We start from the raw sequence: 25,498 nt of genomic DNA, 5'->3' as shown, positions 1-25,498 counted from the left end.
TATGAATTACAAAACCCTTACTACATTATTAGTCTTTGCTCTTTGCCTATTGGCTTGCAACGGACAAAAAAGATTCACTACCCTACCCGAAAAAAACTGGGAATGGTTGAACCTTCACGGAAAAGTTAAAACTATGGAAGCAATCACACAAGTGATGTCTCATTACCAAACAGATGAAAAAGAGGGTTCTTCAACTATCTCCACAACTATTTCCTTTAATACAGATGGGTATGTTCAGCAAATAAAAACGGATGATGGTATTCAAAAGGAGGTTACAACAACAGATTATGTTTATGACACTCAGCATAACCTCATTACTGAAACTGAAGTAACTCTTTCTGATGAAGGCGCTCCTTTAAATAGAAAAACTATTCATTATAAATATAACCAAGTAGGTAAAGTAATTCAAAGAGATGAATATATAAACGACCAATACGCTTTTAAAATTCTTTTTTCTTATGATGAAAAAGGAAGATTTTCCAAAATAAATACCATTCCTATTAGCAAAGAAGATTCTTTAACCTCACAAACAACATTTTCTTATAATGACAAGTATTACGATATGGTAGAGACAACTACGTATCCAAAAAGAAAGTCCATAACTGATGTGGTTATTAGCTATAAATATGACAACCAAAATAATCTGATAGAAATGGAATATAATATTGATAAAGTGGCTACTAAAATTGTTTTTACCTACAATGAAAACAAGGATGAAATCTCAAAAAAAAATTTTTCAGATGGGGAAGAACAAAGTGAAGAAATCTATGAGTACGAATACGATAAGCACCACAACCCCATAAAGAAAAGAACCTTAACAGGCAGTCGCGATTTACATAACATAAAAACAATAAAATACGAATATTATGACTCATAAAAATCTACCCCAAAATTGGGATTTCTTTATGTGCCGTATTGAAGGCGCTCCTGCCTCTATACGCACCAACTTAGCCTTGATTGAGGTCGCTCCTCTTGAAGGACTCACACAGCGCTTGCAGTTCTATATCAAAATGCAAAACCCCAGACCCGACGGACTTTCTTCTAATGAAGAATATCCTATCCTTTGTGATATAGAGGATGCTATAGGCGAAAAAGCGGGAGCTACAGGGGCTGTATTAGCAGGGGTAGTAAAATCGGAAGGGTTTTTAGAACTCTGGTTTTATACCCAAAATGCCAAAACTTTGGCTAAAACTAGTGAAGAAGCATTACAAGCTTTTCAGGGGTATGAATCAGGGTATAATATAGCCGAAGATCCTGAGTGGGAAGATTATTTCGATTTCCTTTACCCCGATGAGTTTTCTTACCAAACAATGCAAAACCGCAAAGTGCTAATGCAGCTCGAAAAGAATGGCGATAAGATGGAAGTACCTCGCGAAATCGACCATTTTATCTACTTCAAAGAAGCTGCTCAGCAACAGGCTTTTGCCAAAGAAGCTGAAGCCAAAGGTTTTAAAGTGCGTTTTAACGATGATGAATTTGTGGAAGAGCGAAAAGCAGAAGGAAAAGAATATCCCTATATGGTGGAAGCCACCCGTGAAGACAGTCCGCTGGATATCAATGATATCGTATGGGATTTGTTAGAACTTGCCTCTCCTTTTGAAGGTGAGTACGACGGCTGGGGCTGTGTAAACGTACAATGAGAAGTACAGCTAATTGTTAATTATTAATTGTCAATTGTTAATTGAAAAATGAAGTATTCTAAAATAATCGATGCCGTTTATGAGGAAGTATTAAAGGGCGAAAACGCTGGTACCGTCCCTACTTACATTCCCGAATTAGCACAAGTAAACCCCGAGCAGTTTGGGGTGTATTTCTATAGCCTCAACAAGCAATCGTATGGCATAGGCGATTGCGATGTGAAATTCTCATCACAGAGTATTGCCAAGGTGCTCGCCCTCTCTTTGGCGTATAGCATCATAGGCGACCAATTGTGGAAACGTGTAGATGTAGAACCCTCAGGTACATCGTTCAACTCTCTCGTCCAGTTAGAAGCCGATAATGGTATTCCGCGTAATCCGCTCATCAACGCAGGGGCAATAGTAGTGTGTGATATTTTGCTCTCTATCTTAGAAGATGCCGAAGCCGATTTCCTCACTTTTGTACGCGAATTGGCTAACGACAATAGCATCAACTATTCTATTTTAGTAGCCGAATCCGAAAAATCCGTAGGATATCGCAATTTTGCCTTGTGTTATTACATCAAGTCGCTCGGGAATATCGAAAACGACCCTATTGAGGTGCTCAACTTCTATTTCAAACTCTGTTCTTTGGAACTCACTTGCAAATCGATGGCATATATCTTCTCATTTCTTGCCAACGACGGTATCCGTATGCACGACCGCGTGCAAATCCTTACCGAAACCTGCACCAAGCGCGTAAACGCCATAATGCAAACCTGCGGATTTTATGACGAGTCGGGGGAGTTTGCTTTTAAAGTAGGTTTGCCAGGGAAGAGTGGAGTAGGAGGGGGGATTGTTGCCCTATTGCCCAATCATTACAGCATAGCGGTATGGAGTCCCAAACTCAACGACAAAGGCAATTCATATAGAGGAATGAAGTTCTTAGAAATGTTTACTGCCCAAACGCATACCTCTATTTTTTAGTTACATTGTAGGAGGCTGTCTGAAAAGTCTAAAAATTTTGCCAAAGGTGCGATCCGCACAGGCTGGAAACTTAGGCAAAGTTGACTACTCTGATTATCAATCTGTTGGTCAATTTTTTTTGTTTGACTATATAAAAATAGAACTATGAAAAGAATTGTATTTTTCCTTTTATTACTAATATTTATAGCTTGCTCTAAAAATGTAAATATAAAAAAAGTAGGTAATAGTTTTTTTGAAAATGATGTATATATAGACAGTCAAGGTTGTCAATATATAAAGATAACAGAAGATTATAAGCAATTGAAAGATAATCTTTTTGAAGATAAACAAGGGAATTTGTATATACAAGGAACTAACAATATGATCTTTTACTATTCTCGTCCAATATACATATCAGAGCTTTATGCTATGAACTCTGATAAATTAAAAATAAAGGACATTGTAGATAGAGATACGTATGAAAAATTAGCAGATACAGGTTTTTCAAAAGATAAGCAATTCTTATACCTATTAAAAGAGTGGTCAGACAGATGGGAATTACATATTATTAGCAAAGACCCCAATAAATATAAACTCATTTGGAAAAATTGCAGATATTATCTTTATTCTGATGGTAAATATTATTTGAATCAAGATGTTTTTACAGAAGAAGAATTGAATATGCCTCAAAAATAACAAATGTGGACTTTTACTTTATTTAAACAGCTTCGGATATGAAAAATTCTATAAATAAATTTAGTGCACTTCTGTTTTTACTATTAGGGGGAGCTAATTGCACTAACAACACACCTAAGCAACAAGAAAATGTGATTATTACTCCTGCTCCTCACCTAAAAAAAGAAGTGGTGGTACAATTAGATAAAATCAATAACAAAGAGGCAAAACTAACAATTGCTAATTACTTAGACGAACCTATTTCCACAAATATGTTTGTGATATATACAGATATATTGGTTTTAGAATTTCAGGCAAATGATACTATAAGAGAAATGACTTGTGTAGCTCCACCTATGCGTCCCATTAACATAAGAGAATATGATACTATTTTAGCTCCTAATGCTAAAATAGAAACACTTTCTTCTATGGCTGTAATGAGAGAATGTGAGGAAATTTTTAAAATAACAGAACCCAATATAAAAATGCGTGCTGCCATTTGGTTCAAATATGTGAATCGAGAGGAGGAGTTTACCCAGCACTCTAATTGGATCATCTATAAAAATGAAGGACATTATAACCCTAAGTAAGAATATGAAAGAATATGCTAAAACAGCCTTGAAAAAACTATTTTTATTTTCTATAATAGTTGTTTGTTTAATGGCTTGTGCGACGAAAAAACAATCTGTTTTTACTAATTTAGATTGTGATAAATATCCTGTTTTAGATAGTTTGGGATACATTGAATATACAGATGACTATTTATTTACGGGTAAGGTTTTTGATCAAATTAATCAGAAGGGGAAAGTTTTGGTTCCCTGTCTCATTGAAAAAGTAAAAGATACAACCCCTACATATTTTAGATATGCTGAAATTTGTAATTTTACAGAGGGAGATTATGCGTTTTTTATGTTGCCTTATGCATTGAAAAGTAAAAGAGATATTTATAAAGAAGTTGTTTTAAAGGAATTTAAAAAAGAATATAAATCTGATGCTTATATGTATGATCATTTACAAGCTATTTTGTTTCACACTCAAGATAAAACAACCAATTATAACAATCGTTTACGACTATACAAAAGATTGAAAAAGTGGTATTTAAGAAATTATGAAAAGCCACAGAAGTCTACAAAACCTACACCTACAACGAATGGGTAGTAAAAGAAGAATATTGTAGCACAATGCCTGAGAATAAGAACGAAAAACTTGGTGGAGTTGTTTACAGATGTTCTATTAGGTCATCATTTAAGCTACAGACCTTTACGTGAATAGTAACTAAAGTCTTTAATTTTTTAGTTACGCTGTAGGGGCGTTTGCAAAACGCCCTTATAAAATAAAACTTTTAAAGATAGCCGATTTCTTCGTAATTCGTAACTCGTAATTCACACCCTCTTATTTGTTTTATTTATAAATAATACGTACTTTTGCGCCCGATTTTAAGATTCCTATATGAAAACATTGGGTGTTTTTATACTTTTATCTTGGCTATCTACCTCCTTTGCTTTTGCTCAACAAAATGAACAACAGAAAGATACCATACAAAAATTAGACGAAGTAACGGTATCGGCTCAGCAAATATTAGGTAGCAAGTTTCAGGCGCGCAACCGTACGGGATCAGCGTATTACATCTCTCCTCAAGAAATCCAAAAAATGGGCTATACTGATATCAACCGTATGCTCAAAGCTGTCCCTGGGGTGAATGTGTACGAAGAAGATGGTTATGGCTTGCGACCTAACATCAGTTTGCGAGGCACTAAAGCAGAACGAAGTGAGAAAATCACCCTGATGGAGGACGGTATTTTGGCCGCCCCTGCTCCTTATGCTGCCCCTGCGGCTTACTATTTCCCCAATGCAGCTCGTATGCAAGCGGTAGAAGTGGTAAAAGGCAGTAGCCAAGTGCAATACGGTCCGTTTACTACCGGTGGGGCTATCAATATGGTATCCACGGCTATCCCAACTAAATTTTCAGCCAAACTAAGTGCTTCCGGTGGAACTAACAACACCCTTAAAACGCACATCAATGTAGGTGACAGCAAAAAACACTTTGGCTATATGGTGGAATACCTCCGCTACCAGTCCGATGGCTTCAAACATTTTGAAAACAAACAAAATGCGGGCTTCAAGCGCAACGATTGGGTCGCTAAATTCAAAGTAAATACAGCTAAAACCGAAGGAACTAACCACTCTTTTGAACTCAAAGCGGGCTATGCCGATGAAGATTCTAACGAAACTTACGTAGGTCTTACGCAATCCGATTTTGCCCGAACGCCTTTCCTGCGCTATGTAGGTTCTCAAAAAGACCACCTCACAACTCGCCACACTCAGTGGGTAGGCACTTACTTACTTCAGTTTTCTAACCGACTAAAATTTACTACTCACTTCTATTACAATACCTTCTTCCGCAATTGGTACAAACTTGAATCGGTGAAATACGGCACTTCAGCCAACGAAAAACGCACCATTGGGCAAATTCTCTCCGACCCCGAAACTAATGCTCCTTATTTTGATATACTTTCAGGTAAAACCGATAGCCGTGTGTTCTACAACGATTACGAGCGGTTGAAGGACAACCCTGGACTCTTTGTGCGCGCTAACTACCGCAATTATTTCTCTCGTGGCGTGCAAACCAAAGCTGAATACAAAGCGATATGGGGCAATTGTTATTTAGACAACGAGTGGGGGCTGCGTTACCACACCGATGAAGAAGACCGCAACCAGTGGGACGATATCTATGCAATGAAAAACCAGCAAATGCAACTCCTTTGGAAAGGAGTACAGGGCAGTCAGGCGAATAAGATAACCCGTGCCAATGCCTTAGCGGCTTATTGGCTTTCTAAACTGACTTATAAACAGCTCACTGTAACTGCGGGCTTGCGTTTTGAGCATATAGAATTGTTAGAAAAAGATTATACTACTGCCGATACCCGCCGTACAGGGCAAAAACGCATAGAAACCACTAATGTAGCCAATGCCGTAATACCCAGTTTGGGGTTGCATTACAACCTCACCGATTGGTTGTCTGCTTTTGCTGGTGTACACAAGGGCTTTTCACCTCCAGGGGTAAGTAAAGAAAAGCGCGTGATGGACAGGAATGGCAATATCACCCTACTCACCGAAAACCAAAAACCCGAAAGCAGTATCAACTTTGAAGTGGGCTTGCGTGTGAATTACAAACAGCTAAAAACTGAAGTGATAGGTTTTTACAACCATTACAGCAATATGTTGGGTAGCGACCTTGCAGCTATGGGCGGCACAGGTACCCTCGAACAGTTCAACGTGGGAGAAGCTGTTGTGAAAGGAGCTGAGTTCATTGCACAATACCAGCCATTCCCTGAGGAATCTCCTATAAAAACCCCCTTACAACTCTCCTACACCTTCACCGATACCGAGATGAAAAACTCTTTTGAGAGCAACTCTTGGGGGCGAGTGATTGCTGGTGATGAAATTCCTTATATCAACCGCCATAGCCTCAACTTGAGTATAGGAGCCGAGTACAAAAAATACGAACTGAATATAGGTATTCGCTATAATGGCGCTGTACGCACTGAACCAGGACAAGGACGCATCGCCGAACGCCATAAAATTCCTGCCTATACCATTATCGATGTTGCTGCTAAAGCGCATTTTGCACGCCATTTTACCCTCACCCTAAATGCTATCAACCTTACCAATCGCACTTATTTGGTATCCCGTCACCCTTCAGGATTGCGACCAGGACATCCTTTAGGTATTTTTGGCGGTATCATTTACAAAGTAAATTAACGATGAACAAACTGTCATACATATTTCTTTTTCTCCTCGTAAGCCTATCTGCTAGCGCTCAAACCTTTACCCTCAAAGGAACGGTAAAAGAAACCAATGGCACTCCGCTGTTGGGCGCGACGATAGTGGTGAAAGAATCACATATAGGCACCAGTACCGATATGGAGGGGCATTTCAGCATCAAAGCGCAGGTAGGGCAAACTCTTGAAGTGAGTTATGTGGGAATGAAAACCCAACGCTTCAAAATCAAAGGGGAAACCCTGCAAATCATACTCCAAGAAGAAGCCCAAGCCTTAGAGGGGGTAGTACTCACGGGCTACCAAAAAATACAAAACCGTGTATTTACAGGGGCAGCTGCTTCGGTGAAAATGGACAATATCAAAATGGAAGGTGTTGCCGATATATCGCGTATGCTCGAAGGGCGTGTGGCTGGGCTTTCTATCCAAAATGTAACGGGCTCTTTTGGTTCAGCACCGCGCATCAATATTCGCGGGGGGGCTTCTATCATAGGCAATGTACAACCGCTTTGGGTAATCGATGGGGCAATTTATGAAGATTTGGTCTCTCTCAGTCTTGACCAATTGGTTTCGGGTGATGCGGTTACCTTAGTGAGCTCGGCTATTGCTGGACTCAACGCTACTGATATAGAGGATATACAAGTGCTGAAAGATGCATCGGCTACTTCTATGTATGGAGCGCGCGCCCTCAATGGGGTGATTGTTATTACAACCAAATCGGGCAAACGCGATACGCCTAACCGCATTACTTATAGCTACGAACAGAGCTTCCGCACCATTCCGTCGTATAAAGATTTTGACTTGCTGAACTCGCAAGAAACGATGTCACTTTTGCAAGAGATGAACAGCAAAGGCTATTTCAATTTGCAAAACACCCTCTACGGCAGGCGCAGTGGCATTTACTACCAATGGTATAAGGGCGTGAGTACCATCAATCCCAACACTGGCAACTACTACTACCCCAATACGCCAGCAGCTCAAGCTGCCTTTATGAGAGAACGCGAATACGCCAATACCGATTGGTTCAAACATCTTTTTTCTATCAACCCTATACGCAGCCACACTATTACATTTAGCGGAGGAGGCAAAAACAGTACAAGTTATGCTTCTTTGGGCTATTATCACGACAGTGGCTGGACGATTACCGATAATGTGAAACGCATTACTGCCAACCTCAAAAATACTTTTTATATCAACGACCAACTAAAAGCTACCTTTACTGCCGTGGGGAATTTACGCAGTCAGAAAGCCCCTGGCACTTTTGCACAGCGTAAAAACACAGCGGTAGGTGCTTTCGAGCGCGATTTTGATATCAACCCCTTTTCGTATGCTTTAGGTACCTCACGCACCTTGAGACCTAAAGATGCGCAGGGCAATTTGGAGTACTACCGCAACAATTGGGCGCCTTTCAATATTTTGGAGGAATATCGCAACAACTATATGAAAATCGATGTACTCGACTTCAAAATACAAGCCGAAACCTCTTACAAGCTCAATCCGCATTTAGAAGTTACTGCCTTAGTATCAGCGCGCCAAGCACAAACCCAATCATCACATTACATCACCGAAAATTCTAATGTTATCAAGGCGTTTCGCGCCAATGAAACCCCTCAGGTAGCCAATGATAATATCTATTTGCTCAAAAATAAGGACAATCCTTTAGCACCTCCGCAAATAGCGCTCACCAATGGGGGTATTTTTAACAAAACTGAAACCTCTCTCAAAAGCTATATGGGGCGATTCGCTGTTGATTATCATCGCACCTTGCACGAGCATCACGACCTCAAAGCCTTTGGCTTTGCCGAAATCCGCTATGCCGACCGTACTGTTACGCCTTTCCAAGGCTACGGCATTCAGTATGACCGCGGCAATCAGGTGTTTACCAATCCGCTTATTTTTCAAAAGCTCCTCAACGAGGGCAACAACTATTTTGCGCTTACCGAAAAGTACGACCGAGGCATTACCTTTTCGGGCAGTGCGACTTATGGTTATAAAGGCAGATATATTGCCAATGCCGTGCTGAACTACGAAGGGTCTAATACTGCCGGTCGCGGTACGCGCTCTCGCTGGTTGCCTACGTGGAATGTGGGGCTGAAATGGCATATAGACGATGAACCTTTCTTTGAAAGCAAAAACATCAGTACCCTTGATTTGAGAGCCAGCTATGGGCTTACAGCCAAAATGAACGAGCAAGCGATAAATTCATATAGTGTATTCCAAAACTATGTGCAAAACCGCTACCGCTTTAGCGATAGAGAGAACGCTTTGCGCTTGCAGCACTTAGAGAACCGCGACCTCACTTGGGAGAAGATGTATGAGCTGAACCTCGGTGTCGATGCAGGATTTTTTGATAATCGCATCAGTATGTCGGTAGATGTTTATCAGCGCAATTCATTCGACCTCATCGACCTGATTCGCACCTCGGGCATAGGTGGTGAATACTACAAATACGCCAACTTTGGTGATATGCGCACCCGCGGTATCGAACTTTCTTTGAATACTAAGAACATACAACTAAAAGATTTCCAATGGGCAACTACTATCTCGTTCAGCTATATGAACCAAAAGATTACCCGTTTGCTCAACACCCCTAACACTTTTGATATGGTATCAGGTACAGGGCGCGGCAATATTGTGGGCTATCCTAAAGGATCTTTGTTTTCGTTCAACTATCAAGGAGTGAACCACCAAGGCTTACCTACTTTTGATTTTGGATTGTATCCGCTCAACAACCGCCCGAATGCTAATGTAGTAGGCGCTGATTTTCTTGACACAAAGTACTCAAAATCCTACCTTATCTATCACGGATCGGTAGAACCCAATGTGATTGCAGGACTCTCTAATACTTTTACCTACAAAAATTGGGAAGCCTCTTTCTTTATCTCGGCTCAAGCGGGGAATAAAATTCGTTTGAACCCTACTTTCGATCCCGCTTTCGGCGATTTAAATGTCTTTTCTAAGGAATATTACAACCGCTGGTTGCATCCTTACGACGAGCTCCGTACCAAGGTGCCCTCATTGCCTTCACAGAGTCTTATTGATCTCATTGGCAAAGAGAATATAGAGCGCGCTTATAATACATACAACTATTCTCAAAACCGCGTTGCCGATGGTAGCTTTGTACGTATGAAAAGTATATCATTAGGCTACCGCGTACCTAAAAAGGCTTTGGAACGCTATGGTATGAGTAGCCTTATTGTGCGAGCACAAGCCACTAATCCATTCCTTATCTATTCCGATAGCAAACTCAACGGTCAAGACCCTGAGTATTACAAGTCTGGAGGGGTATCATTACCTACTCCTAAACAATATACCTTGTCATTCCAAATAGGATTTTAATGAATTAACAATTAACAATTGAAAATTAATAGTTTAAAACTGAATGAAACATTTAATTTACATATTTTCTTTGTTATTGCTAAGTTGCAACTATTTAGACAAAGACCCCGATGCCTCTCTAAATGTTCCCCTTGATTCGGAAGAAAAAATAGCCGAGCTTCTTACGGGGGCTTACCCCGATGCGAGCTATTTTCCTTTCCTCGAAACCCGCACCGATAATGTAGCCGAACGCGAAAACGGTGTGCATACTCGTTTGAACGAAGCGATGTACCGCTGGGAAGATGAAGACCAAGAAGACCTTGATGCGCCTTTGTTCTATTGGAATAGTTGTTACCGAGGCATTGCACAAGCTAATAAAGCCTTAGAACTTTTAGCCCGTTACCCCAAAACCGAACGTGTAAAAGCGCTCTATGGCGAGGCTTTCTTGCTCAGGGCTTACCTGCACTTTATGCTCGTGAATATTTGGGCAGAGCCCTACAAAGGCGAAGCCTCTAAAAACGATATGGGGATTCCTTACCTCACTACGCCCGAGAAAAACGCTTTGGTGGAGTACAATAGAGGCACTGTGTATGAGGTCTATCAGAAGATAGAAACAGACCTCAAGTTGGGTATTTCTTTAGTGAGCGATGCCTATTACACTAAACCTAAGTTTCATTTCAACAAGCGTGCTGCTTATGCTTTTGCTTCGCGTTTCTATCTGTTTAAAGGCGAATGGCAAACTGTGATAGACTATGCTAACTATGTACTCACTCAACCTAAAACACAGTTGCGCCACTGGAAAAAGGACTATTACGATGTGTATGCTTTCAATAATCGTCCGTATCTCTACCAGCGTTATACCCAGCCAGAGGAAGAAGCTAACCTACTCATCACCACTGTGCAATCGCGTTGGGCAAGAGAGCTTCCTACGGCTAAGTACGGCTTTACCACCCAACTGATGAACAATAACGCTGCCTATTACACCCCAGCAACCTCACCCACTCCCGTGTACAATGGGATGTATATCGCCAAGTTTGATGAGTTGTCGCTTTTTGGTAGCACTGGTAGTAAACCTACTGATTTGTACGTGTCAAACATATTGTTCACCACCGATGAGGTAATGCTCAACCGTATGGAAGCTTATGCTATGCTCAAAAACTACAACCAACTGCTCTTAGAATACCGCGAATTTCAAAAAATAAAGTTTGATAATCCTCGCAATATCACCGTGGAAGACCTTATCGCCTCTACCGATGACGATTATCGCAACTACTCGCCTTTCTATGGGCTTAGCATTCGTCAGTTAGGGGCAATCAAGAATATCGCTTTTTTGCGTCAATGGGAATTTATGCACGAGGGAATGCGTTGGTTAGACATCAGGCGTTTTTACACCCCCGTAAATCGCACTAATGAACCCCTACAAAAAGAGGATTTGCGCAAAGTGATACAACTCCCCATAGAAGCCATCAACCGCGGTTTGCCTGCAAACCCGAGGTAAGTTAAAAGTGAATAGTGGATAGTGAAAAGTGAATAGTGTTACAATAAATAAAACATCTTTTCGCGGATTGTCCCCCTTCGGGGGAACGGGGGCTATTCATTCACGACAAGCAATAAATAAAACTTATATGAAAAACCTTTTAAAAATAACACTCATTACGGTATTAATCCTTATAGTGAGCTGTCAGCGTGAAAAACTTTCTACACAAAGCGTTGTAGATACCGAAACCGCTCAGCAAGCCTATACCGATTTAGACAAGTGGATAGAAACCAATATCACCTTGCCTTATGGCATTGCTGTGGAATACCGTTGGGACAAGAACACTGCCCCTAAAGGTACCTATACCTATCCGCCCGAAGTAAGCAAAGTAAAACCGGTACTTGAGACTATTAAATACTTATGGCTCGAACTCTATAGTGAGCCCTCTTTAGGAGGGGCTAATTTCTGGAAAGGAAAAGCTCCTTTAAAAATATACCTCTATGGTGGTAAAAACATCGATGGCAACGGACAAGAACTCATCAATAGCAGTGCGGTAGGGCGTGAATTTCATTTGTATAACATCAATAATTTCGACCCTCGCGACAAGAATAAAGTATATGTACTGATGCGCATTGTACATCACCAATTCGCTCGCTTATTAGGCGATGAGATATACCCTTACGACCGTCAGGCGTTTTTGAATATCAGTCAGAAGGATTATCGCGTGAGTTCTAACAAACAGCTATACGGTTTTCCTAATGATGATACTGCCCTTTATGCTTTGCAGTATTACCCCAAAAAGCGTGACTTAAACAACTGCAATAGTGCCTTGCCTTTTCAGTATTTTGCATCGCTTACCCAATGCCAAAATGCACACAGCCAAGCAGGTATAGATGAGGAATGCTACTATTGTAATTTTACCCAAAGCACGCCCAATCACTACGGATTTATCACCTTTCAAGCAATGCTTTCAGCCGAAAATGACTTTGCCGAGATGATAAGCGTACCCCTCACCAATCTCAACACCCAGATAGAGATAGCTAAAAGTATTGCGAAGACTCCTGTAGATAGCACTGATGAAGAAGTACAACGCGCAGCCCTATCGTATAACAACCTACTGAAAAAAGAAGTTTTCATCGCCGATTATTTCAACAAAAAAGTAGGGTTCAGCTTGAAGCGTTTACAGCTCTTAAGTCTCCAACGCCTCAACCGTTTTAATAATAGGTAAAAGTGAAGAGTCTATAAAATAAATGAATCATATATGAAATATCTTTTAACAACAGCATTTATTGCGCTTCTTTTGGCATCTTGCCAAAAAGACCACAATGTTTTTGAGCAATCGCCCTCAGAGCGAATGCTTCAGCAGCGCATTGCCTTGCAAAAAGAACTTACCGAAGCGCCCTACGGCTGGAAAGTGCTCTACTTTCCCCGTACTGATTCATTGCTGTTTGCTAACCCTACCAAAGCTGAAAAACGAAGTGATTCGCGCTATGTAGAAAAACTCTTAAACCAAGGTTTTGGAGGCTTCTATTTCCTGATGACCTTTAACAAAGACAATACAGTAGCCATACAAGCCGACACCCATAGCGAAACGCTGCAAACCGTCAAAACAAGTGAATACACTCTTAGCCAAGAGGCGCAGTTACAGCTCTCGTTCACTACCTATAACTACGTTCACCAATTAGTAAACAACCGCTTTCGCGCCGCTGCCGATTGGCTGTATGTAGGCAAAGACACCTTGCAGAATATGGTCTTCAAAACAGCCTCGTATGCCGACCCTGCCCGCGAGTACATTGTGTTTGAAAAACTCAAAACTGCCGACGATCAACAACAGTTCTTGCAAAAAGCCTATAACAACCGACTCTTTTTCGAGCAGATGCAAAACCCTCAAATAGTGATTAAGCGGGGGAGCAAAATCTACTACCAAAGTGATGTATACCTAAAAGGCAATAGCTTTGGGCTCAACACACCTTTCTTAGAGGGATTTGTAGCCAATAGGTATTACGTGTTTGAGTACCGCACCAATCCGCAGGAAGATCCCTCCACAGGCAGGTATAAAAGTCAGTTTATAGGCTCGGGCTATGTAGGCACTGAAAGCGGACTCACCTTTAGAGCAGGCTTGCGCTACAACAAGTCGATTATATTCTACAACTTTGTGAGAGAAGGTAACCGCTTTGTAGCCCATCATCGTGATAGCAAAGGAATTGCCACTGGCTACACTGCTGAAATATTTGAGAATTAATTAGAAAATTTGAGAATTAGCAAATTGGCAAATTAATAAAATGAAATATCTAAACACTATCATTGCAGCCTTGTTACTCATAGCCTGCAATAGCAAAGAAGAAGATCCTACTCCAGAGGATTACCAAAAGCTATTCCCTTTCAAAGGAATTGAAAAGCCTACCATCAACTACGAAGACCTCGTGCATAAACAATGTGATATCGCTCATTATGTGTACCCAAGTATTGATGCCCCCCAAGAAGCACGTGAGTATACCGTAACCCTCACTTATCAATGCCAGCGAGGAGAAGGCAATACCCGCGATCCGCGTTATTATGTGTGTTATGTAAATGCCAATAAAGAGCGCGTGGTACTCAATGCCACCACTACTGCACAAACGCTTACCTTTACCCTCCTTTCAGGTTATCCGCTGTATCTCGGTGTGTATGGAGGGGGAGAAAGAGAATCACGCGTGAGTGCCCAGCTCACTGCGGTAGATACCCAAGGAGTGGTGAATGTACCTACCTTACAGTACATTGCAGCCCAAAACACTGATGGTTCCAATGATATTCCTTCCTATTGCGAATATATAGTATTGCCTTAAGATGATGAAAACAAAACATATACTATCATATTTTTCACTGCTGTTGATTGCAATAGCTTGCCAAAAAGGCGAAGGTGAGACAGTGGAGACTGCTAATATCTTGCGTCCGCAAGCCGATATCCCCTACACTTTCAGCCGCAATGGGCAGTCAAGCGTTGATGAACACAGCGTGAGCTTGTTGCGCGAGCCTTTGGAGATTATCGAAAGGCGTTTGCTCAACGGTGCTATTTCTAATTTTACTTACGACGAAATTCTGCGTTACTACAATGAGGGGACTTCCTACGTAAAACCCGCTGATGAAGTAGCCTCCTCACCTTTAGCTGCCACTGCCCAAGTGAGAGAAGATGTAAAAAATCTCTTTCTTGTAGCCAAAAATATTCCGCTACGCGAAGCCCAACAAGGCGTTTCGGGTGATGCTGGTAGAAGGGTAGGCGATGCCGATCGTGTGTATGTTGACGAAAAAGGCATTGCCCCTGCACAAGTGTTCATATACACTATAAACGGAGCTCTCTATTTAGATAAAATTCTCTTATACCACTTGGATGAGCGTTTTTTCTCCGATGCTACCCTGCGCCGCGAACACCAAAATGTAGTCTTGCCCGCTGGTGAGAACTACACTCAACTCGAACATCATTGGGATTTGGCTTATGGCTATTTCCTGCATCTGCAATCCCTCACCCAGTCCGATGGAGTAGCGGCTTTGGCAGGTGCTGAGCGCAAAATTCGCAATGCTTTTGTACAAGGGCGTATAGAGTTAGGGCGCTATCGCTATGAAGCCTTATATGAGCAAATGTGCATCATTCGCAAAGAACTCTCCAAAGTGATGGCTATTCGCACCATTCACACCCTTACGGGGGCAAATACCCTTGCCAATTACAGCGAATCGCCTAAGCAGGCTTTCAAATACTTGTCGCAAGGTTATGGCTTTATATACGCGTTGCAATTCACTCGCAAACCCGATGGCACTCTTTATTTTACTTACGACGAAGTGAAAGCCCTCCAAAACCAACTTATAGCAGGCACCGGACTTTGGAATAGATCCCGCTTGTTAGCCCCTGCCGAAATTGTAGGATCACTTAAAAATATCACACAACAAATCGCTGAACGTTACCAGTTATGACAAAAAATATACTTTTATGTCTCTTTGCCATAGTGCTATGCGCCTGCGAAGACAAAACAGATACCACCGAGCCTATCAAAATAGGCACCGAGAGCAGCTCGCTCACTCAGCTCACACTCTACCCTCAGAGTCAGCACGATATATTGCTCTCAGGAGGCAACCACAAGTACACAGTGAATGTTGCTAACAGTCGTTTGGCAAGTGCTTCTATCAGTCAGGATACCCTGAAGATAAAGAGTTTTCAGGAACAAGGAACTACTTATGCAATCATTCATTCACACGACCAAACCGCGCGCTTGGAGATTAACGTCCGTCCTAACGAACTCAGTTTTTCAGCTGATGAAGTAACCCTTGCCCCTACCGATATCAATAAAACCATACGCTTAGGCGGTGGCGATATCGTGAGCCTCACCACTACTGACCCCGATGAGGTGATGAAAGTTACTTGGAACGGCAGTAGTGGGATTGTAGAGATAAGAGGCAAAGCCGAAGGGGTAGCCACCCTAACCGCTACCTCAGCAGGACTCGCCCCAAAAGAGCTGAAAGTGAAAGTGCGTTGTATAGACGAAAAAGGCTTTCTCAATCAGTTAGGAGTATACTACAATACCAGTCGTTCGCTTAACGGAGCTATTACCCCAGCGCGTATTGTAAGTGAGCGCACTACAGGCACTTTCTTTTCGGGAAAAGAAAACGTCAATGCGCTTAACAATTGGTATTACAAAATTCCACCTATTGAGAATCCGGTAGCAGACACTTATATCAACTTGCTTATCGAATACAAGAAGTTAGGCGGAGTAGCTACTCGTGAAAACCTTAAATTTTACGTAGAAGAAGTGCGCACCGCTACCCAACAAGTGGTTTTGCGCGGTAAAACCTTAAAAATAGTAGTGCCCTATTACAATTGACAAAAAACTAACCCATAGAGTCTAATTTTAATTTTATATATATTTTTTATGAAAAATCTCAGATTTTTAACCTTAGGGCTTGCCTTGATAGCCCTTCTTTTTACAGCTTGTAAAAAAGATGACAACAACGGTGGCGAACAAGCCCCTCAGCGACTTACTTTAGAGAAATCGGCAGTAACCGTAAAGCAAACTGAAAGCGCTATCGTGCGCATCACAGCAGGCAATGGCGGTTATAAGGTAGAGAGTGCCGATAAAAACATTGCTACAGCAACAATCGAGCAAAACAATGTGAAAATCACAGCAATAGCCGAAGGACAAACTACTCTCACAGTATCCGATGCTAAAGGACAAAAAGCTGCTATAGCCGTAACTGTTGAAAGCAATATTGACCCTAGCGAAAGACTTTCGGTAGAAAAACAAACACTCACCCTTGTAAACGGAGAAGAAGAAGTGAACAGAATTCTCAATGCCGAACACAATGGCAATATGAATCTTTCTTTCACAATCAGTCCTGCGGGAAGTGTGAGTATCACTGTAGAAGACCGCATTGTAAATGGTAACCCCGACGGTAAAAACCTACGTATAAAAGCCCTCAATGTAGGTACTGCTCAAATAGCAATAAAAGATAACACAAACAATCAAACTACTTCTTTCAAAGTAACTGTTACCGCTGCCGAGCTTACCATTGCTAAAACTGCTACTGAGGTAGAAACTGAAGCAACTACCGAAGTTCGTATCAACACTGGTAACCCTAATTATACCATTACTTCTTCAGCTGATAATATTACAACTGCTGAAGTAAAAGAGAAAACTGAAAAAGTAGCTGGTAAAAACGATACGCATCACTATGTGATTATCAAAGGAGTAGCTGCAGGTACTGCTACTATCACCCTTAAAGATAGCCAAAACAAAACAGTAGCCATCACTGTAACCGTAAAAGCTAAAGACGATATTTTTGATGTAGATGGTAATGGTGTAGTAACTTTAAAAAATGGGGCTACCGCTAAAGGAGCTATTACTATCCCTGCTAATGGACTTCATATTTGGTCAGGAGCTTTTAGAGATGCTACTCAAATCACTTCTGTAGACTTTAATAACGTAACTAAAATAGGGGGAAGTGCTTTTAATGGGGCTACTAATCTTACTTCAGTAACAATGAATAAAGTTACCGAAATAGGTCAGGTGGCTTTTGCTAATTGTCCTGCTTTAAAAACAATTATTGTAAAAACTGCTACTCCACCAACAGTAACTCGTTCAACGTTTATAGGAATAACAGGAGCAACTGTTTATGTGCCTAAAGGTGCTAAAGCAGCCTACGACGATCATTCTTTATGGAAGAAATTAGGAACTATCAAAGAGCTTGAACAATAATCTAACGTGAGTTCGACGTAAGAAAAGTTATTTTTTATTTGCAAAAAAGGGATAGTTTTAGTAACTTTGTAGTTTGAAAATCAAAAGTTTAACTAAAAAACTATCCCTATGTTATCATAGCCACAAAGTTACGGAAATTTTCTTTATAATAGACGAATTTGACAAGAATTTTGAAAAAATAGTGTCTGACCATAGCCTTGTGCAAAATACTGACTTAAAACAGAGAAATCGTAAATCAACTTTATCTGATAGTGAGGTTATGACTATTCTAATTCTCTTTTCATTCAGGTCATTATAGAGATTTAAAACATTACTATATCAATCACATAAAGAAGCATATGAAAGGTGAATTCCCACAAACTGTATCCTACAATCGATTCGTTGAATTGCAAAAGAAAGTAGTTGTAAAATTAGCTATATTCTTGAAAATGTTTTGTTTAGGAAAATGTACTGGCATTTCATATATTGATTCTACCCCCATAAGAGTTTGTCATATCAAACGTGAAAAACAACATAAAGTATTCAAAGGATTTGCCCAAAAAGGACAATGTTCTTTAGGCCGGTTCTATGGATTTAAGTTACATCTAATCATTATGGTAGCAAGTTGTGTTTTGAGCAGCTGAAAACTTTTTCAGCTGCTCAAAACTACTTGTGTGAAAGAGAGCGCAAAACACCGCACTCCGAAGTCGTGGAGATTAGGTCATTCTGCATTGTGATTTTCGTTGTGCCCTTTGTCTTTTATGGTGATTTTACCACCTACTGAGCACATACAATAGGAGTTTTCTGTAAGTATTTTTTGCCCGTTGATAGTGTCTTTCTCTGCAACATCTTCCCATTTGATGGGTGCAGGCACACAAGGTAAATAACCACCTGAAGAAGGTTTTAGTTTACATTGCTTAAAAGGCTGTATATTGGAATTCGCTTGCTTGTCCTCCTCTGTAGCCATAGCTTTACCCTCAATAGTTACAAAATCTTGACTTGTAACATTGAGTTTACTTGTTGCAGTACCTTGATTGCAACTGAGTTCTGCAGTATCAGTGATGATTTGTGGCATAACTTATATATTTTAACTAAACAATTGCTCCCACCAACTTTTTCCTTTGTTTTTCTGATAGCGTTGCCATTGTTCTTCCTCATAGGCTTTCCATTCTTCTTCGGTATAGGAAATACCATTGACTTTCCGCCTTGTGTCTGGGGTTTGATACTTTTTGCCGTTTTCATCTATCCAATGAAGATATTTATTTTCTTCAGGAGGAAGTTTATCTATCTTATTAGGAACAATAGTTTTAAGCACATTTATTGCAGGAGCATTTTCTTCTGTATACAAAACAAGATGACATAATATCTCACCTGTATTACCATCTATACGCAAAAAATGATTATTTCTCCAAAAACTTGCATTAGTTTCTACTTGCCAATAATTTCTATTTTGGTATACTCTTTTTTTGATAGAAGAACTGAATATTTCTACTTCATCTTCTATATGTTCGTATAAATAATTAATCACATCTTCATAACTAAAATTCCAGCCCTTATCGTGGTCAATGGTTTTGATAAGGGTAGCATTACTATCATAGTGATACTCTTTCCCTAAGGCAATTCTTGTTGGTTCTTCTGACAACCTTTTTAATCTAATCTTCAATGTTTTTACATCATATATCTTAAATATATAATAGCTTGAATTATCAAAACATTCTTTGTACTGATAATCATTCCCATACCCTCCCTCTATTTGTATTTTTCCTGAAGAGGTTTTCTTTTCATAAACATCTTTATCAATATTATCTGGGTCTTTGATTAAATAATCTTTATATTCTTCTAAATGAAGAATGTCAAATCCACTATCTATTGTTGGGCGATTGTTCTTATCCATTTTTTTATCAATTTTTAACTCATATATATATTGTGCATTACTAAGGTTTACTATCAATAGTAAACAACTAATCGTGATCAATTTTTTCATAACTGTTCAGGTTTATAATTATTAGGTTCTGGAGCCGCTTTGCTGCGAACTATTTTTATTTGCCAATAGAATAAATTATTTCTCAAATCTGAGTAATCCATAATATTGGTGGTCTTTCGGTATTCAAATGAATATTCTCCATTACTTTGTGTTTGTCTATCTCCATTTTGAGGAATATGAGCTTTATTTTCAAATGAATGAGGTAAGCCTAAGCTATGGTATACTTCGTGGGTTATAGTAGTTATTTTTAAATTATTCGTAGCTACTACAGCCTTGTTGCTGCTGCTATAATAAGCTGTTGTAGTTAGGCTATCATCAAAATATCTTTGAGAGAAAAAGAATATGGGAAGGTAATCTTTATATCTTTTATTGTATTCTGCTTCTATATTAACTGTTTTTCCTCTTAGTCTTTCTTTTAATATGGATTTTAATTTTTCTTTAAGTTTTTCTTTTAAATAAACACTTAAAGGCGGATGCCCATTAGGTGTATTATATAATAAATTGTTGTTACGAGTATAGACGCGATTGAAATGCTCTTTAATAGCAGAACTATCCAAATTTAAATTGACTTTTTTAAATATAGGATCTATTAAGGAGTTTCTCAAATACTTTCGTAGGTACTTCTTTTGTTCTAACAGTTTTGGAGCTTCATAGCCTTTCTCAGTTTCTCCATCATTATCTACATCCGTAATCACATTCACCATAAGTAGCTTTACCACTTTGCGATTGGCTTTGTCATTAGGCATTACATCCAAGACCCCTACTATCTTTTTCTGTGCAGGTTGCCCATTAGTGCCTTCTGTAAGAGCATACGCTTTTATCTGTTTTCCGTTTAAGTCTCCAAAAGGTTTTAAGCACTCTATTTCAACAATAATACTTTTATCATTTCCAACTGACTTTGGGGATATTTTAAATATGTTATATCCTTCTGTAGGTTGGTAGGCTATCTCAGGGCGTGGCGTTTGTTGAGAAGTACGTGGAGAAACTCCATATACAATGGCACCTGGCTCTGTGATGTTAAAATATTCACGTTCATATTCTATAAAGAGGTTGTTAGGCTCTTCATACACATCATATATGATATCAAGAGACGCTACACTTCTTACTTGTTCATTTTCATTCTTATACAGGATAAGTTTAGGCACAAAATACCTATATGGTGTGCCATTGCGATCTATTGTTACATTTCTATACTCACTTTTAAATTTTTCGATTACCGCAGTACTACTCTCAGGCTGAAAAGGAGTATCAGTGTCATTATTGTGATAGAACCCCATAAGCGTGTCCATTTGTGCTGTATCACCTATTAGGTTAGTGTCATTTTCCCTATACCAATCAAAGCCATAAGTAGGGTTATCACTTGAGGCAGAGTCATCTTCCCAATCGCTATTAGGTCTAAACATTACTAAGGCTTTGCCTTCAATTACAACGGGGTCTTGAGCAAGGCTTTCCGCCTTATTACTATGTTTTGTTCCCTGCTCTCCCTTCACCTCAAGCAGCCCTTTGGAGTTCACCGTTGCCAACTCATCGGAGTGGATAAAGAGTTTTTCCAGCCCTGCCACGTTGGTCTCTTTTGCCTCTATCTTCATCAGGTTGTCAGAAGAGAGCAGCGCATTGCCCAAACGTGCCTCATAATTAGCAACTATCTGCTTCATCAAAGGGGTTTCTAAAAGCATTTGCTGCAATATCTGCATTGTAGCCTGCCCGCCTATAGTGAAGTTGAGGTTATTTCCAACACTTAAGTCAAAGTTTTTACCTGCATTCATACGGATATTATTCGGAGCATAAAGTTTGGCATTAGCCTATTTATCTTCCTCAGTAGCCATAGCTTTACCCTCAATAGTTACAAAATCTTGACTTGTAACATTGAGTTTACTCGTTGCTGTAGCTTGATTGCAACTGAGTTCTGCAGTATTAGTGATGATTTATAGCATTAATTTATACATTTTAAACATTTAACTCAACCACCAACGAACCAGCCAATTTTGTCTTTTAACATACGCAGCCCATTCTTCTCTGTTATAGGCTCTACCATCATATAAACGGTAAGTATCAGGAGGGTAATCCCCCCCTTACTTGTAAGGAACACCTAATTCTTTGGGAGGTGTGGTTTCTTCGATAAAGATAGAGGTAGTATTGTTGTTCTAATTGTCAGGAAATCTACTATCCTTTATTTTATCAGAGATTGTTTTGCCTGTGGTTGCATCAATTATTATATATCTATATTGGTGATAACTCTCAGGGTTAATATGGTAAATTTCAATATAATAAAGAGCTTTTTGCTCGCAATCACGATATACATGTATATCTTGATTAATTCGTATAATATCTATTTTATATCGCTCTTTGACAATCTCTGCAAGCTCCCTAATATCTATTTTGTAAGGTTTATCAAAATCCTCTTCTTTGATAAGTTTTCCATATTGGTCATAGATTTTCTTCTTTCCTATAATAAAATAATAGAATTTCTCAATATAGTATTTGATTACTTTTGTATCATAATCATATACAGCTGAGGAGTTATATTGATTTATAATATTACTTTCCTTTACAAAGATTTTTTTTCCCATTTATCTTTCATAATTCTAACTCGCTTATCTTCTTTCATTAAGTGATAATCATAAGGGTTGTAAGCATATTTTGGGTCAGGTTCCCAATCTTTGTAATTGTCATCTAAAAAATGTTCTCTCATTTTACTCGGTTTTAAGTTATTAATTGTGTCTTGTCCGTAACTGATGCCTACTATTAGTAAGCTAATTAAAAAAAATATCCTTTTCATTTCTCACTAATATTAGGGTTAATTATACTCCATTGCCAACGCCAAGTAGTGTAATTTCTCGGCTGGTTATACGACATCACATTGGTGGTCGTTTTGTGTTTATATACGTATTTCTTTTTACTATCTTTTATAATAGGCTCTGTATCAACTTTTCTCCCATGTGGTGTACCATTGCGATCTATTGTTACATTTCTATACTCATTTTTAAAATTTTCGATTACCGCAGTACTCTCAGGGTAAAAAGGAGTTTTAGTGTCATTATTGTGATAGAACCCCATAATAGTGTCTTTCTCAGCCGTATCTTCCCATTGAATAGGAGCAGGCACACAAGGTAAATAACCACCAGAAGAAGGTTTTAGTTTGCATTGCTTAAAAGGCTGTATATTGGAATTCGCTTGCTTGTCCTCCTCAGCAGCCATAGCTTTACCCTCAATAGTTACAAAATCTTGACTTGTAACATTGAGTTTACTCGTTGCTGTACCTTGATTGCAACTGAGTTCTGCAGTATTAGTGATGATTTGTGGCATAATGATTAAGTTTTAAATTAACTTAGAAATAACCTTTCCCACCAAGGGCGTGTTTTTACATATAGTTCCCACTCTTTTTTAGTGAAAGCCCTATCGTTATAAAGGCGGTAAGTGCCAGCAGGGTAATAACCCACTTGTTTATAAGGAACACCTAATTCTTTAGGTTCTTTTGTTTCTTCTATGAAGATAGAGGAGGTATTGTTCTCTTCAAGAGGAAAATAAATCACTGTCCTTTACTTTATCAGAGATTGTTTTACCTGTGGTTGCATCAATTCGAATTTCTCTATACTGAGAGTAGTCTATTGTAATTGTAATAGTATAAATAGGGTTAGGATTGCAATATCGACCAACGCTTATATCTCGATTATTTTTTATAATATCTATATTATACCGCTCTTTAACAATCTCTGCAAGTTCTCTAACCCCTATTTTATAAGGTTTGTTAAAATCTTCCTCTTTAATAAGCCGACCATATTGGTCATAGGTTTTTTTCTTTCCTATTAGAAAGTTATAAAATTTCTCACCAGAAATTTTGATAACCTTTGTATTATAATCGTATACAGCAATCGAGCTATAACGATTTATTACATTTGTTTCTTCAACATAGATTTCATTAGTTTGTCGAACTTTAGAAATCCAAATTCTTTTATCTCCTCTAATAAGATGGATAGTGTAAGTACTATTAACATATCTTGGGTCAGGTTCCCAATCTTTATAATTGTCATCTAAAAAATGTTCTCTCATTTTACTCGGTTTTAAGTTATTAATTGTGTCTTGTCCGTAACTGATGCCTACTATTAGTAAGCTAATTAAAAAAAATATCCTTTTCATTTCTCACTAATATTAGGGTTAATTATACTCCATTGCCAACGCCAAGTAGTGTAATTTCTCGGCTGGTTATACGACATCACATTGGTGGTCGTTTTGTGTTTATATACGTATTTCTTTTTACTATCTTTAATAATTGGTTCAGAATTTACTTCTCTACCATTTATTTCTTTCTTTTCTCTATGGGTATGTAATAACCCCAAACCGTGTAAGACTTCGTGACATAATGCTGTATTGCCTCTGCCTGCATATAGTGCTACATTTTTAAAGAATTTTATAGCACTTGCTATTACTACTCTATTAAGTAACTCAAATTCCCCAGCCGTTTCTCCTCCTGTGTCTGGGTTTCCTACCCCAAAAGCAAAAACAGTAAAGTACCCTGCATAACGTACCCTATTCTCTGGCGGATCATTAAAGAAGGCTTCTTGTACATATTTTAAAAATTCACTCTTTACTATCTGTCGTTGCTGATTTGTATAAAACTTTGTTTTTAATTTGTCCCCCTCAACATATTTTCCACTACTGCGAAATCTCCTATCAGCTGACAAATTTAGATACACTTCACTGTTTTCACCTCCATACTCTTCTACTTTCGGGATAATCAGTGCTTGATGTAAAGTGTTGTAAAAAGCTTTTTTTTCTTCTGGATTAAACCCTCCTCTTTCTTTAACCCCTTGATTACAAACATCTGTCATTACTTTCACCAATACAAACTTCTCTTCTTTGCGTACCGTAGCATCGTTCTTTACTACAATAATCTTTCCTGCCAGCCTACGGTGTACCAGCTGATCTAAATCAGCACTTGGGCGTGTACCTTTTTTATCGGTGTATGATGTCACAGCTGGTCTTTTAGGGTATGCGTACAATCGTATTTCCTTATCGCTGTCTAATTCCTCCTTACAAGTAATGGTTATTGTTTCTTGCAAAAACTCTAAATCCTCTATCTTGCTTTTATTACTTAAAACTTTTTTGTCGAGTTCAAAAAGTGTTTCATCATATTCAAATTCCAATCTATCAATATCTTCTGTAATCTCTCCAAGCATTCTTAATGTCGCTTGATACATAGGAGAAACTGCTGGTGTTGGATTTATTGTATCTACATAACTTTTAGGAAATAGTGTAAGATAAGGCACATAATACTCATCTTCATTCATATTGGTCATACCTTCCTTATTGATAGGATGTCGGAGATATTGTCTTTTAAGTTTTTCGTATGCTTCATTAGGTGTTAAGTCTGTGTGCTGCCCATCACCATAACCCGACTCTAATAGCATATAATAATTTTCATCTGTAAATTGCTGGCTGTTACTGTCTATAAATGAAGTCTGAGCATTATCAACCTCTCTCAA

Annotated in this window: 22 protein-coding genes and 4 pseudogenes; 16 read left to right on the top strand and 10 right to left on the bottom strand. The window is 39.1% G+C overall.

The window, feature by feature from the left end:
• Position 1 precedes the first annotated feature (1 nt).
• From I7X29_RS07800 to I7X29_RS15745, 16 genes and pseudogenes are all read left to right on the top strand, one after another.
• On the top strand, positions 2–877 hold the full coding sequence (locus tag I7X29_RS07800; protein WP_198473806.1) for a hypothetical protein: 876 nt from the start codon (positions 2–4) through the stop codon (positions 875–877).
• The gene (locus I7X29_RS07795) at positions 867–1,640 is read left to right on the top strand and encodes a DUF695 domain-containing protein (RefSeq protein WP_198473804.1); all 774 of its coding nucleotides are present in this window, start codon (positions 867–869) and stop codon (positions 1,638–1,640) included. The genes I7X29_RS07800 and I7X29_RS07795 overlap by 11 nt, the downstream gene beginning before the upstream one ends.
• Before the next feature lie 48 nt (positions 1,641–1,688).
• Positions 1,689–2,603: a glutaminase gene (locus tag I7X29_RS07790; RefSeq protein WP_198473802.1), complete on the top strand. Its 915-nt coding sequence runs from the start codon at positions 1,689–1,691 to the stop codon at positions 2,601–2,603.
• A gap of 144 nt (positions 2,604–2,747) precedes the next feature.
• The gene (locus I7X29_RS07785) at positions 2,748–3,278 is read left to right on the top strand and encodes a hypothetical protein (protein WP_198473800.1); all 531 of its coding nucleotides are present in this window, start codon (positions 2,748–2,750) and stop codon (positions 3,276–3,278) included.
• Between the two features lie 38 nt (positions 3,279–3,316).
• Entirely contained in the window at positions 3,317–3,847 is a 531-nt protein-coding gene (locus tag I7X29_RS07780) for a hypothetical protein (protein WP_198473798.1), read from the top strand.
• 4 nt (positions 3,848–3,851) lie between these two features.
• Positions 3,852–4,415 carry a hypothetical protein gene (locus tag I7X29_RS07775; protein ID WP_198473796.1) on the top strand — a complete coding sequence of 188 codons (564 nt, stop codon included), beginning with the start codon at positions 3,852–3,854 and terminating at the stop codon, positions 4,413–4,415.
• Between the two features lie 291 nt (positions 4,416–4,706).
• On the top strand, positions 4,707–7,019 hold the full coding sequence (locus tag I7X29_RS07770; protein ID WP_198473794.1) for a TonB-dependent receptor family protein: 2,313 nt from the start codon (positions 4,707–4,709) through the stop codon (positions 7,017–7,019).
• Between the two features lie 2 nt (positions 7,020–7,021).
• Positions 7,022–10,375 (top strand): SusC/RagA family TonB-linked outer membrane protein, encoded by a 3,354-nt coding sequence (locus tag I7X29_RS07765; protein ID WP_198473792.1) that lies wholly within the window; start codon positions 7,022–7,024, stop codon positions 10,373–10,375.
• Between the two features lie 43 nt (positions 10,376–10,418).
• Positions 10,419–11,852 carry a RagB/SusD family nutrient uptake outer membrane protein gene (locus I7X29_RS07760; RefSeq protein WP_198473790.1) on the top strand — a complete coding sequence of 478 codons (1,434 nt, stop codon included), beginning with the start codon at positions 10,419–10,421 and terminating at the stop codon, positions 11,850–11,852.
• Positions 11,853–11,979: 127 nt separating this feature from the next.
• The gene (locus tag I7X29_RS07755; RefSeq protein ID WP_198473788.1) at positions 11,980–13,059 is read left to right on the top strand and encodes a putative zinc-binding metallopeptidase; all 1,080 of its coding nucleotides are present in this window, start codon (positions 11,980–11,982) and stop codon (positions 13,057–13,059) included.
• Positions 13,060–13,092: 33 nt separating this feature from the next.
• Positions 13,093–14,073: a DUF4302 domain-containing protein gene (locus I7X29_RS07750; protein ID WP_198473786.1), complete on the top strand. Its 981-nt coding sequence runs from the start codon at positions 13,093–13,095 to the stop codon at positions 14,071–14,073.
• A 40-nt stretch (positions 14,074–14,113) separates the two neighbouring features.
• Positions 14,114–14,656, top strand: coding sequence for a hypothetical protein (locus I7X29_RS07745; RefSeq protein ID WP_198473784.1), 543 nt, complete (start codon positions 14,114–14,116; stop codon positions 14,654–14,656).
• Positions 14,657–14,660: 4 nt separating this feature from the next.
• Positions 14,661–15,776, top strand: coding sequence for a DUF4856 domain-containing protein (locus I7X29_RS07740; RefSeq protein ID WP_198474077.1), 1,116 nt, complete (start codon positions 14,661–14,663; stop codon positions 15,774–15,776).
• Entirely contained in the window at positions 15,773–16,681 is a 909-nt protein-coding gene (locus tag I7X29_RS07735; protein WP_198473782.1) for a hypothetical protein, read from the top strand. Before I7X29_RS07740 ends, I7X29_RS07735 begins: the two co-directional genes overlap by 4 nt.
• A gap of 48 nt (positions 16,682–16,729) precedes the next feature.
• Complete coding sequence (locus I7X29_RS07730; RefSeq protein WP_198473780.1) at positions 16,730–18,052, top strand: leucine-rich repeat protein; 1,323 nt, start codon at positions 16,730–16,732, stop codon at positions 18,050–18,052.
• 79 nt (positions 18,053–18,131) lie between these two features.
• Positions 18,132–18,645: pseudogene (locus I7X29_RS15745) on the top strand (transposase); the annotation flags it as partial.
• Positions 18,646–18,752: 107 nt separating this feature from the next.
• Here I7X29_RS15745 and I7X29_RS07720 read toward each other — a convergent pair.
• The 10 genes and pseudogenes from I7X29_RS07720 to I7X29_RS07680 all read right to left on the bottom strand — a co-directional run.
• A complete protein-coding gene (locus I7X29_RS07720; protein ID WP_198473777.1) occupies positions 18,753–19,106 on the bottom strand; it encodes a DUF4280 domain-containing protein in 354 nt (117 codons plus the stop codon).
• A gap of 12 nt (positions 19,107–19,118) precedes the next feature.
• Complete coding sequence (locus I7X29_RS07715; RefSeq protein ID WP_198473775.1) at positions 19,119–20,015, bottom strand: hypothetical protein; 897 nt, start codon at positions 20,013–20,015, stop codon at positions 19,119–19,121.
• On the bottom strand, positions 20,012–21,781 hold the full coding sequence (locus tag I7X29_RS07710; RefSeq protein ID WP_225883694.1) for a zinc metalloprotease: 1,770 nt from the start codon (positions 21,779–21,781) through the stop codon (positions 20,012–20,014). Before I7X29_RS07710 ends, I7X29_RS07715 begins: the two co-directional genes overlap by 4 nt.
• A 39-nt stretch (positions 21,782–21,820) precedes the next feature.
• A pseudogene (locus I7X29_RS15660) lies at positions 21,821–21,940 on the bottom strand (DUF4280 domain-containing protein); the annotation flags it as partial.
• A gap of 219 nt (positions 21,941–22,159) precedes the next feature.
• A complete protein-coding gene (locus tag I7X29_RS07705) occupies positions 22,160–22,585 on the bottom strand; it encodes a hypothetical protein (RefSeq protein ID WP_198473773.1) in 426 nt (141 codons plus the stop codon).
• Positions 22,564–22,794 carry a hypothetical protein gene (locus I7X29_RS07700; protein WP_198473771.1) on the bottom strand — a complete coding sequence of 77 codons (231 nt, stop codon included), beginning with the start codon at positions 22,792–22,794 and terminating at the stop codon, positions 22,564–22,566. The genes I7X29_RS07705 and I7X29_RS07700 overlap by 22 nt, the downstream gene beginning before the upstream one ends.
• 278 nt (positions 22,795–23,072) lie before the next feature.
• Positions 23,073–23,321, bottom strand: a pseudogene (locus I7X29_RS15655) (PAAR-like protein); the annotation flags it as partial.
• A gap of 17 nt (positions 23,322–23,338) precedes the next feature.
• Entirely contained in the window at positions 23,339–23,548 is a 210-nt protein-coding gene (locus tag I7X29_RS07690) for a hypothetical protein (RefSeq protein WP_198473769.1), read from the bottom strand.
• On the bottom strand, positions 23,529–24,152 hold the full coding sequence (locus I7X29_RS07685) for a PepSY domain-containing protein (protein ID WP_225883692.1): 624 nt from the start codon (positions 24,150–24,152) through the stop codon (positions 23,529–23,531). Before I7X29_RS07685 ends, I7X29_RS07690 begins: the two co-directional genes overlap by 20 nt.
• A pseudogene (locus I7X29_RS07680) lies at positions 24,149–25,498 on the bottom strand (hypothetical protein); the annotation flags it as partial. The gene I7X29_RS07685 and the pseudogene I7X29_RS07680, both read right to left, overlap by 4 nt.

The sequence above is a fragment of the Capnocytophaga periodontitidis genome (assembly GCF_016126015.1).
GTDB lineage: Bacteria > Bacteroidota > Bacteroidia > Flavobacteriales > Flavobacteriaceae > Capnocytophaga > Capnocytophaga periodontitidis.
Note: the sequence above shows the minus strand (reverse complement) of the source record. Positions and strands in the feature narration are given on the sequence as shown.

Coding starts and splice junctions, on each gene's coding strand:
- I7X29_RS07800 (WP_198473806.1), top strand. CDS start 2: ATGAATTACAAAACCCTTACTACATTATTAGTCTTTGCTCTTTGCCTA.
- I7X29_RS07795 (WP_198473804.1), top strand. CDS start 867: ATGACTCATAAAAATCTACCCCAAAATTGGGATTTCTTTATGTGCCGT.
- I7X29_RS07790 (WP_198473802.1), top strand. CDS start 1,689: ATGAAGTATTCTAAAATAATCGATGCCGTTTATGAGGAAGTATTAAAG.
- I7X29_RS07785 (WP_198473800.1), top strand. CDS start 2,748: ATGAAAAGAATTGTATTTTTCCTTTTATTACTAATATTTATAGCTTGC.
- I7X29_RS07780 (WP_198473798.1), top strand. CDS start 3,317: ATGAAAAATTCTATAAATAAATTTAGTGCACTTCTGTTTTTACTATTA.
- I7X29_RS07775 (WP_198473796.1), top strand. CDS start 3,852: ATGAAAGAATATGCTAAAACAGCCTTGAAAAAACTATTTTTATTTTCT.
- I7X29_RS07770 (WP_198473794.1), top strand. CDS start 4,707: ATGAAAACATTGGGTGTTTTTATACTTTTATCTTGGCTATCTACCTCC.
- I7X29_RS07765 (WP_198473792.1), top strand. CDS start 7,022: ATGAACAAACTGTCATACATATTTCTTTTTCTCCTCGTAAGCCTATCT.
- I7X29_RS07760 (WP_198473790.1), top strand. CDS start 10,419: ATGAAACATTTAATTTACATATTTTCTTTGTTATTGCTAAGTTGCAAC.
- I7X29_RS07755 (WP_198473788.1), top strand. CDS start 11,980: ATGAAAAACCTTTTAAAAATAACACTCATTACGGTATTAATCCTTATA.
- I7X29_RS07750 (WP_198473786.1), top strand. CDS start 13,093: ATGAAATATCTTTTAACAACAGCATTTATTGCGCTTCTTTTGGCATCT.
- I7X29_RS07745 (WP_198473784.1), top strand. CDS start 14,114: ATGAAATATCTAAACACTATCATTGCAGCCTTGTTACTCATAGCCTGC.
- I7X29_RS07740 (WP_198474077.1), top strand. CDS start 14,661: ATGAAAACAAAACATATACTATCATATTTTTCACTGCTGTTGATTGCA.
- I7X29_RS07735 (WP_198473782.1), top strand. CDS start 15,773: ATGACAAAAAATATACTTTTATGTCTCTTTGCCATAGTGCTATGCGCC.
- I7X29_RS07730 (WP_198473780.1), top strand. CDS start 16,730: ATGAAAAATCTCAGATTTTTAACCTTAGGGCTTGCCTTGATAGCCCTT.
- I7X29_RS07720 (WP_198473777.1), bottom strand. CDS start 19,106: ATGCCACAAATCATCACTGATACTGCAGAACTCAGTTGCAATCAAGGT.
- I7X29_RS07715 (WP_198473775.1), bottom strand. CDS start 20,015: ATGAAAAAATTGATCACGATTAGTTGTTTACTATTGATAGTAAACCTT.
- I7X29_RS07710 (WP_225883694.1), bottom strand. CDS start 21,781: ATGAATGCAGGTAAAAACTTTGACTTAAGTGTTGGAAATAACCTCAAC.
- I7X29_RS07705 (WP_198473773.1), bottom strand. CDS start 22,585: ATGGGAAAAAAAATCTTTGTAAAGGAAAGTAATATTATAAATCAATAT.
- I7X29_RS07700 (WP_198473771.1), bottom strand. CDS start 22,794: ATGAAAAGGATATTTTTTTTAATTAGCTTACTAATAGTAGGCATCAGT.
- I7X29_RS07685 (WP_225883692.1), bottom strand. CDS start 24,152: ATGAAAAGGATATTTTTTTTAATTAGCTTACTAATAGTAGGCATCAGT.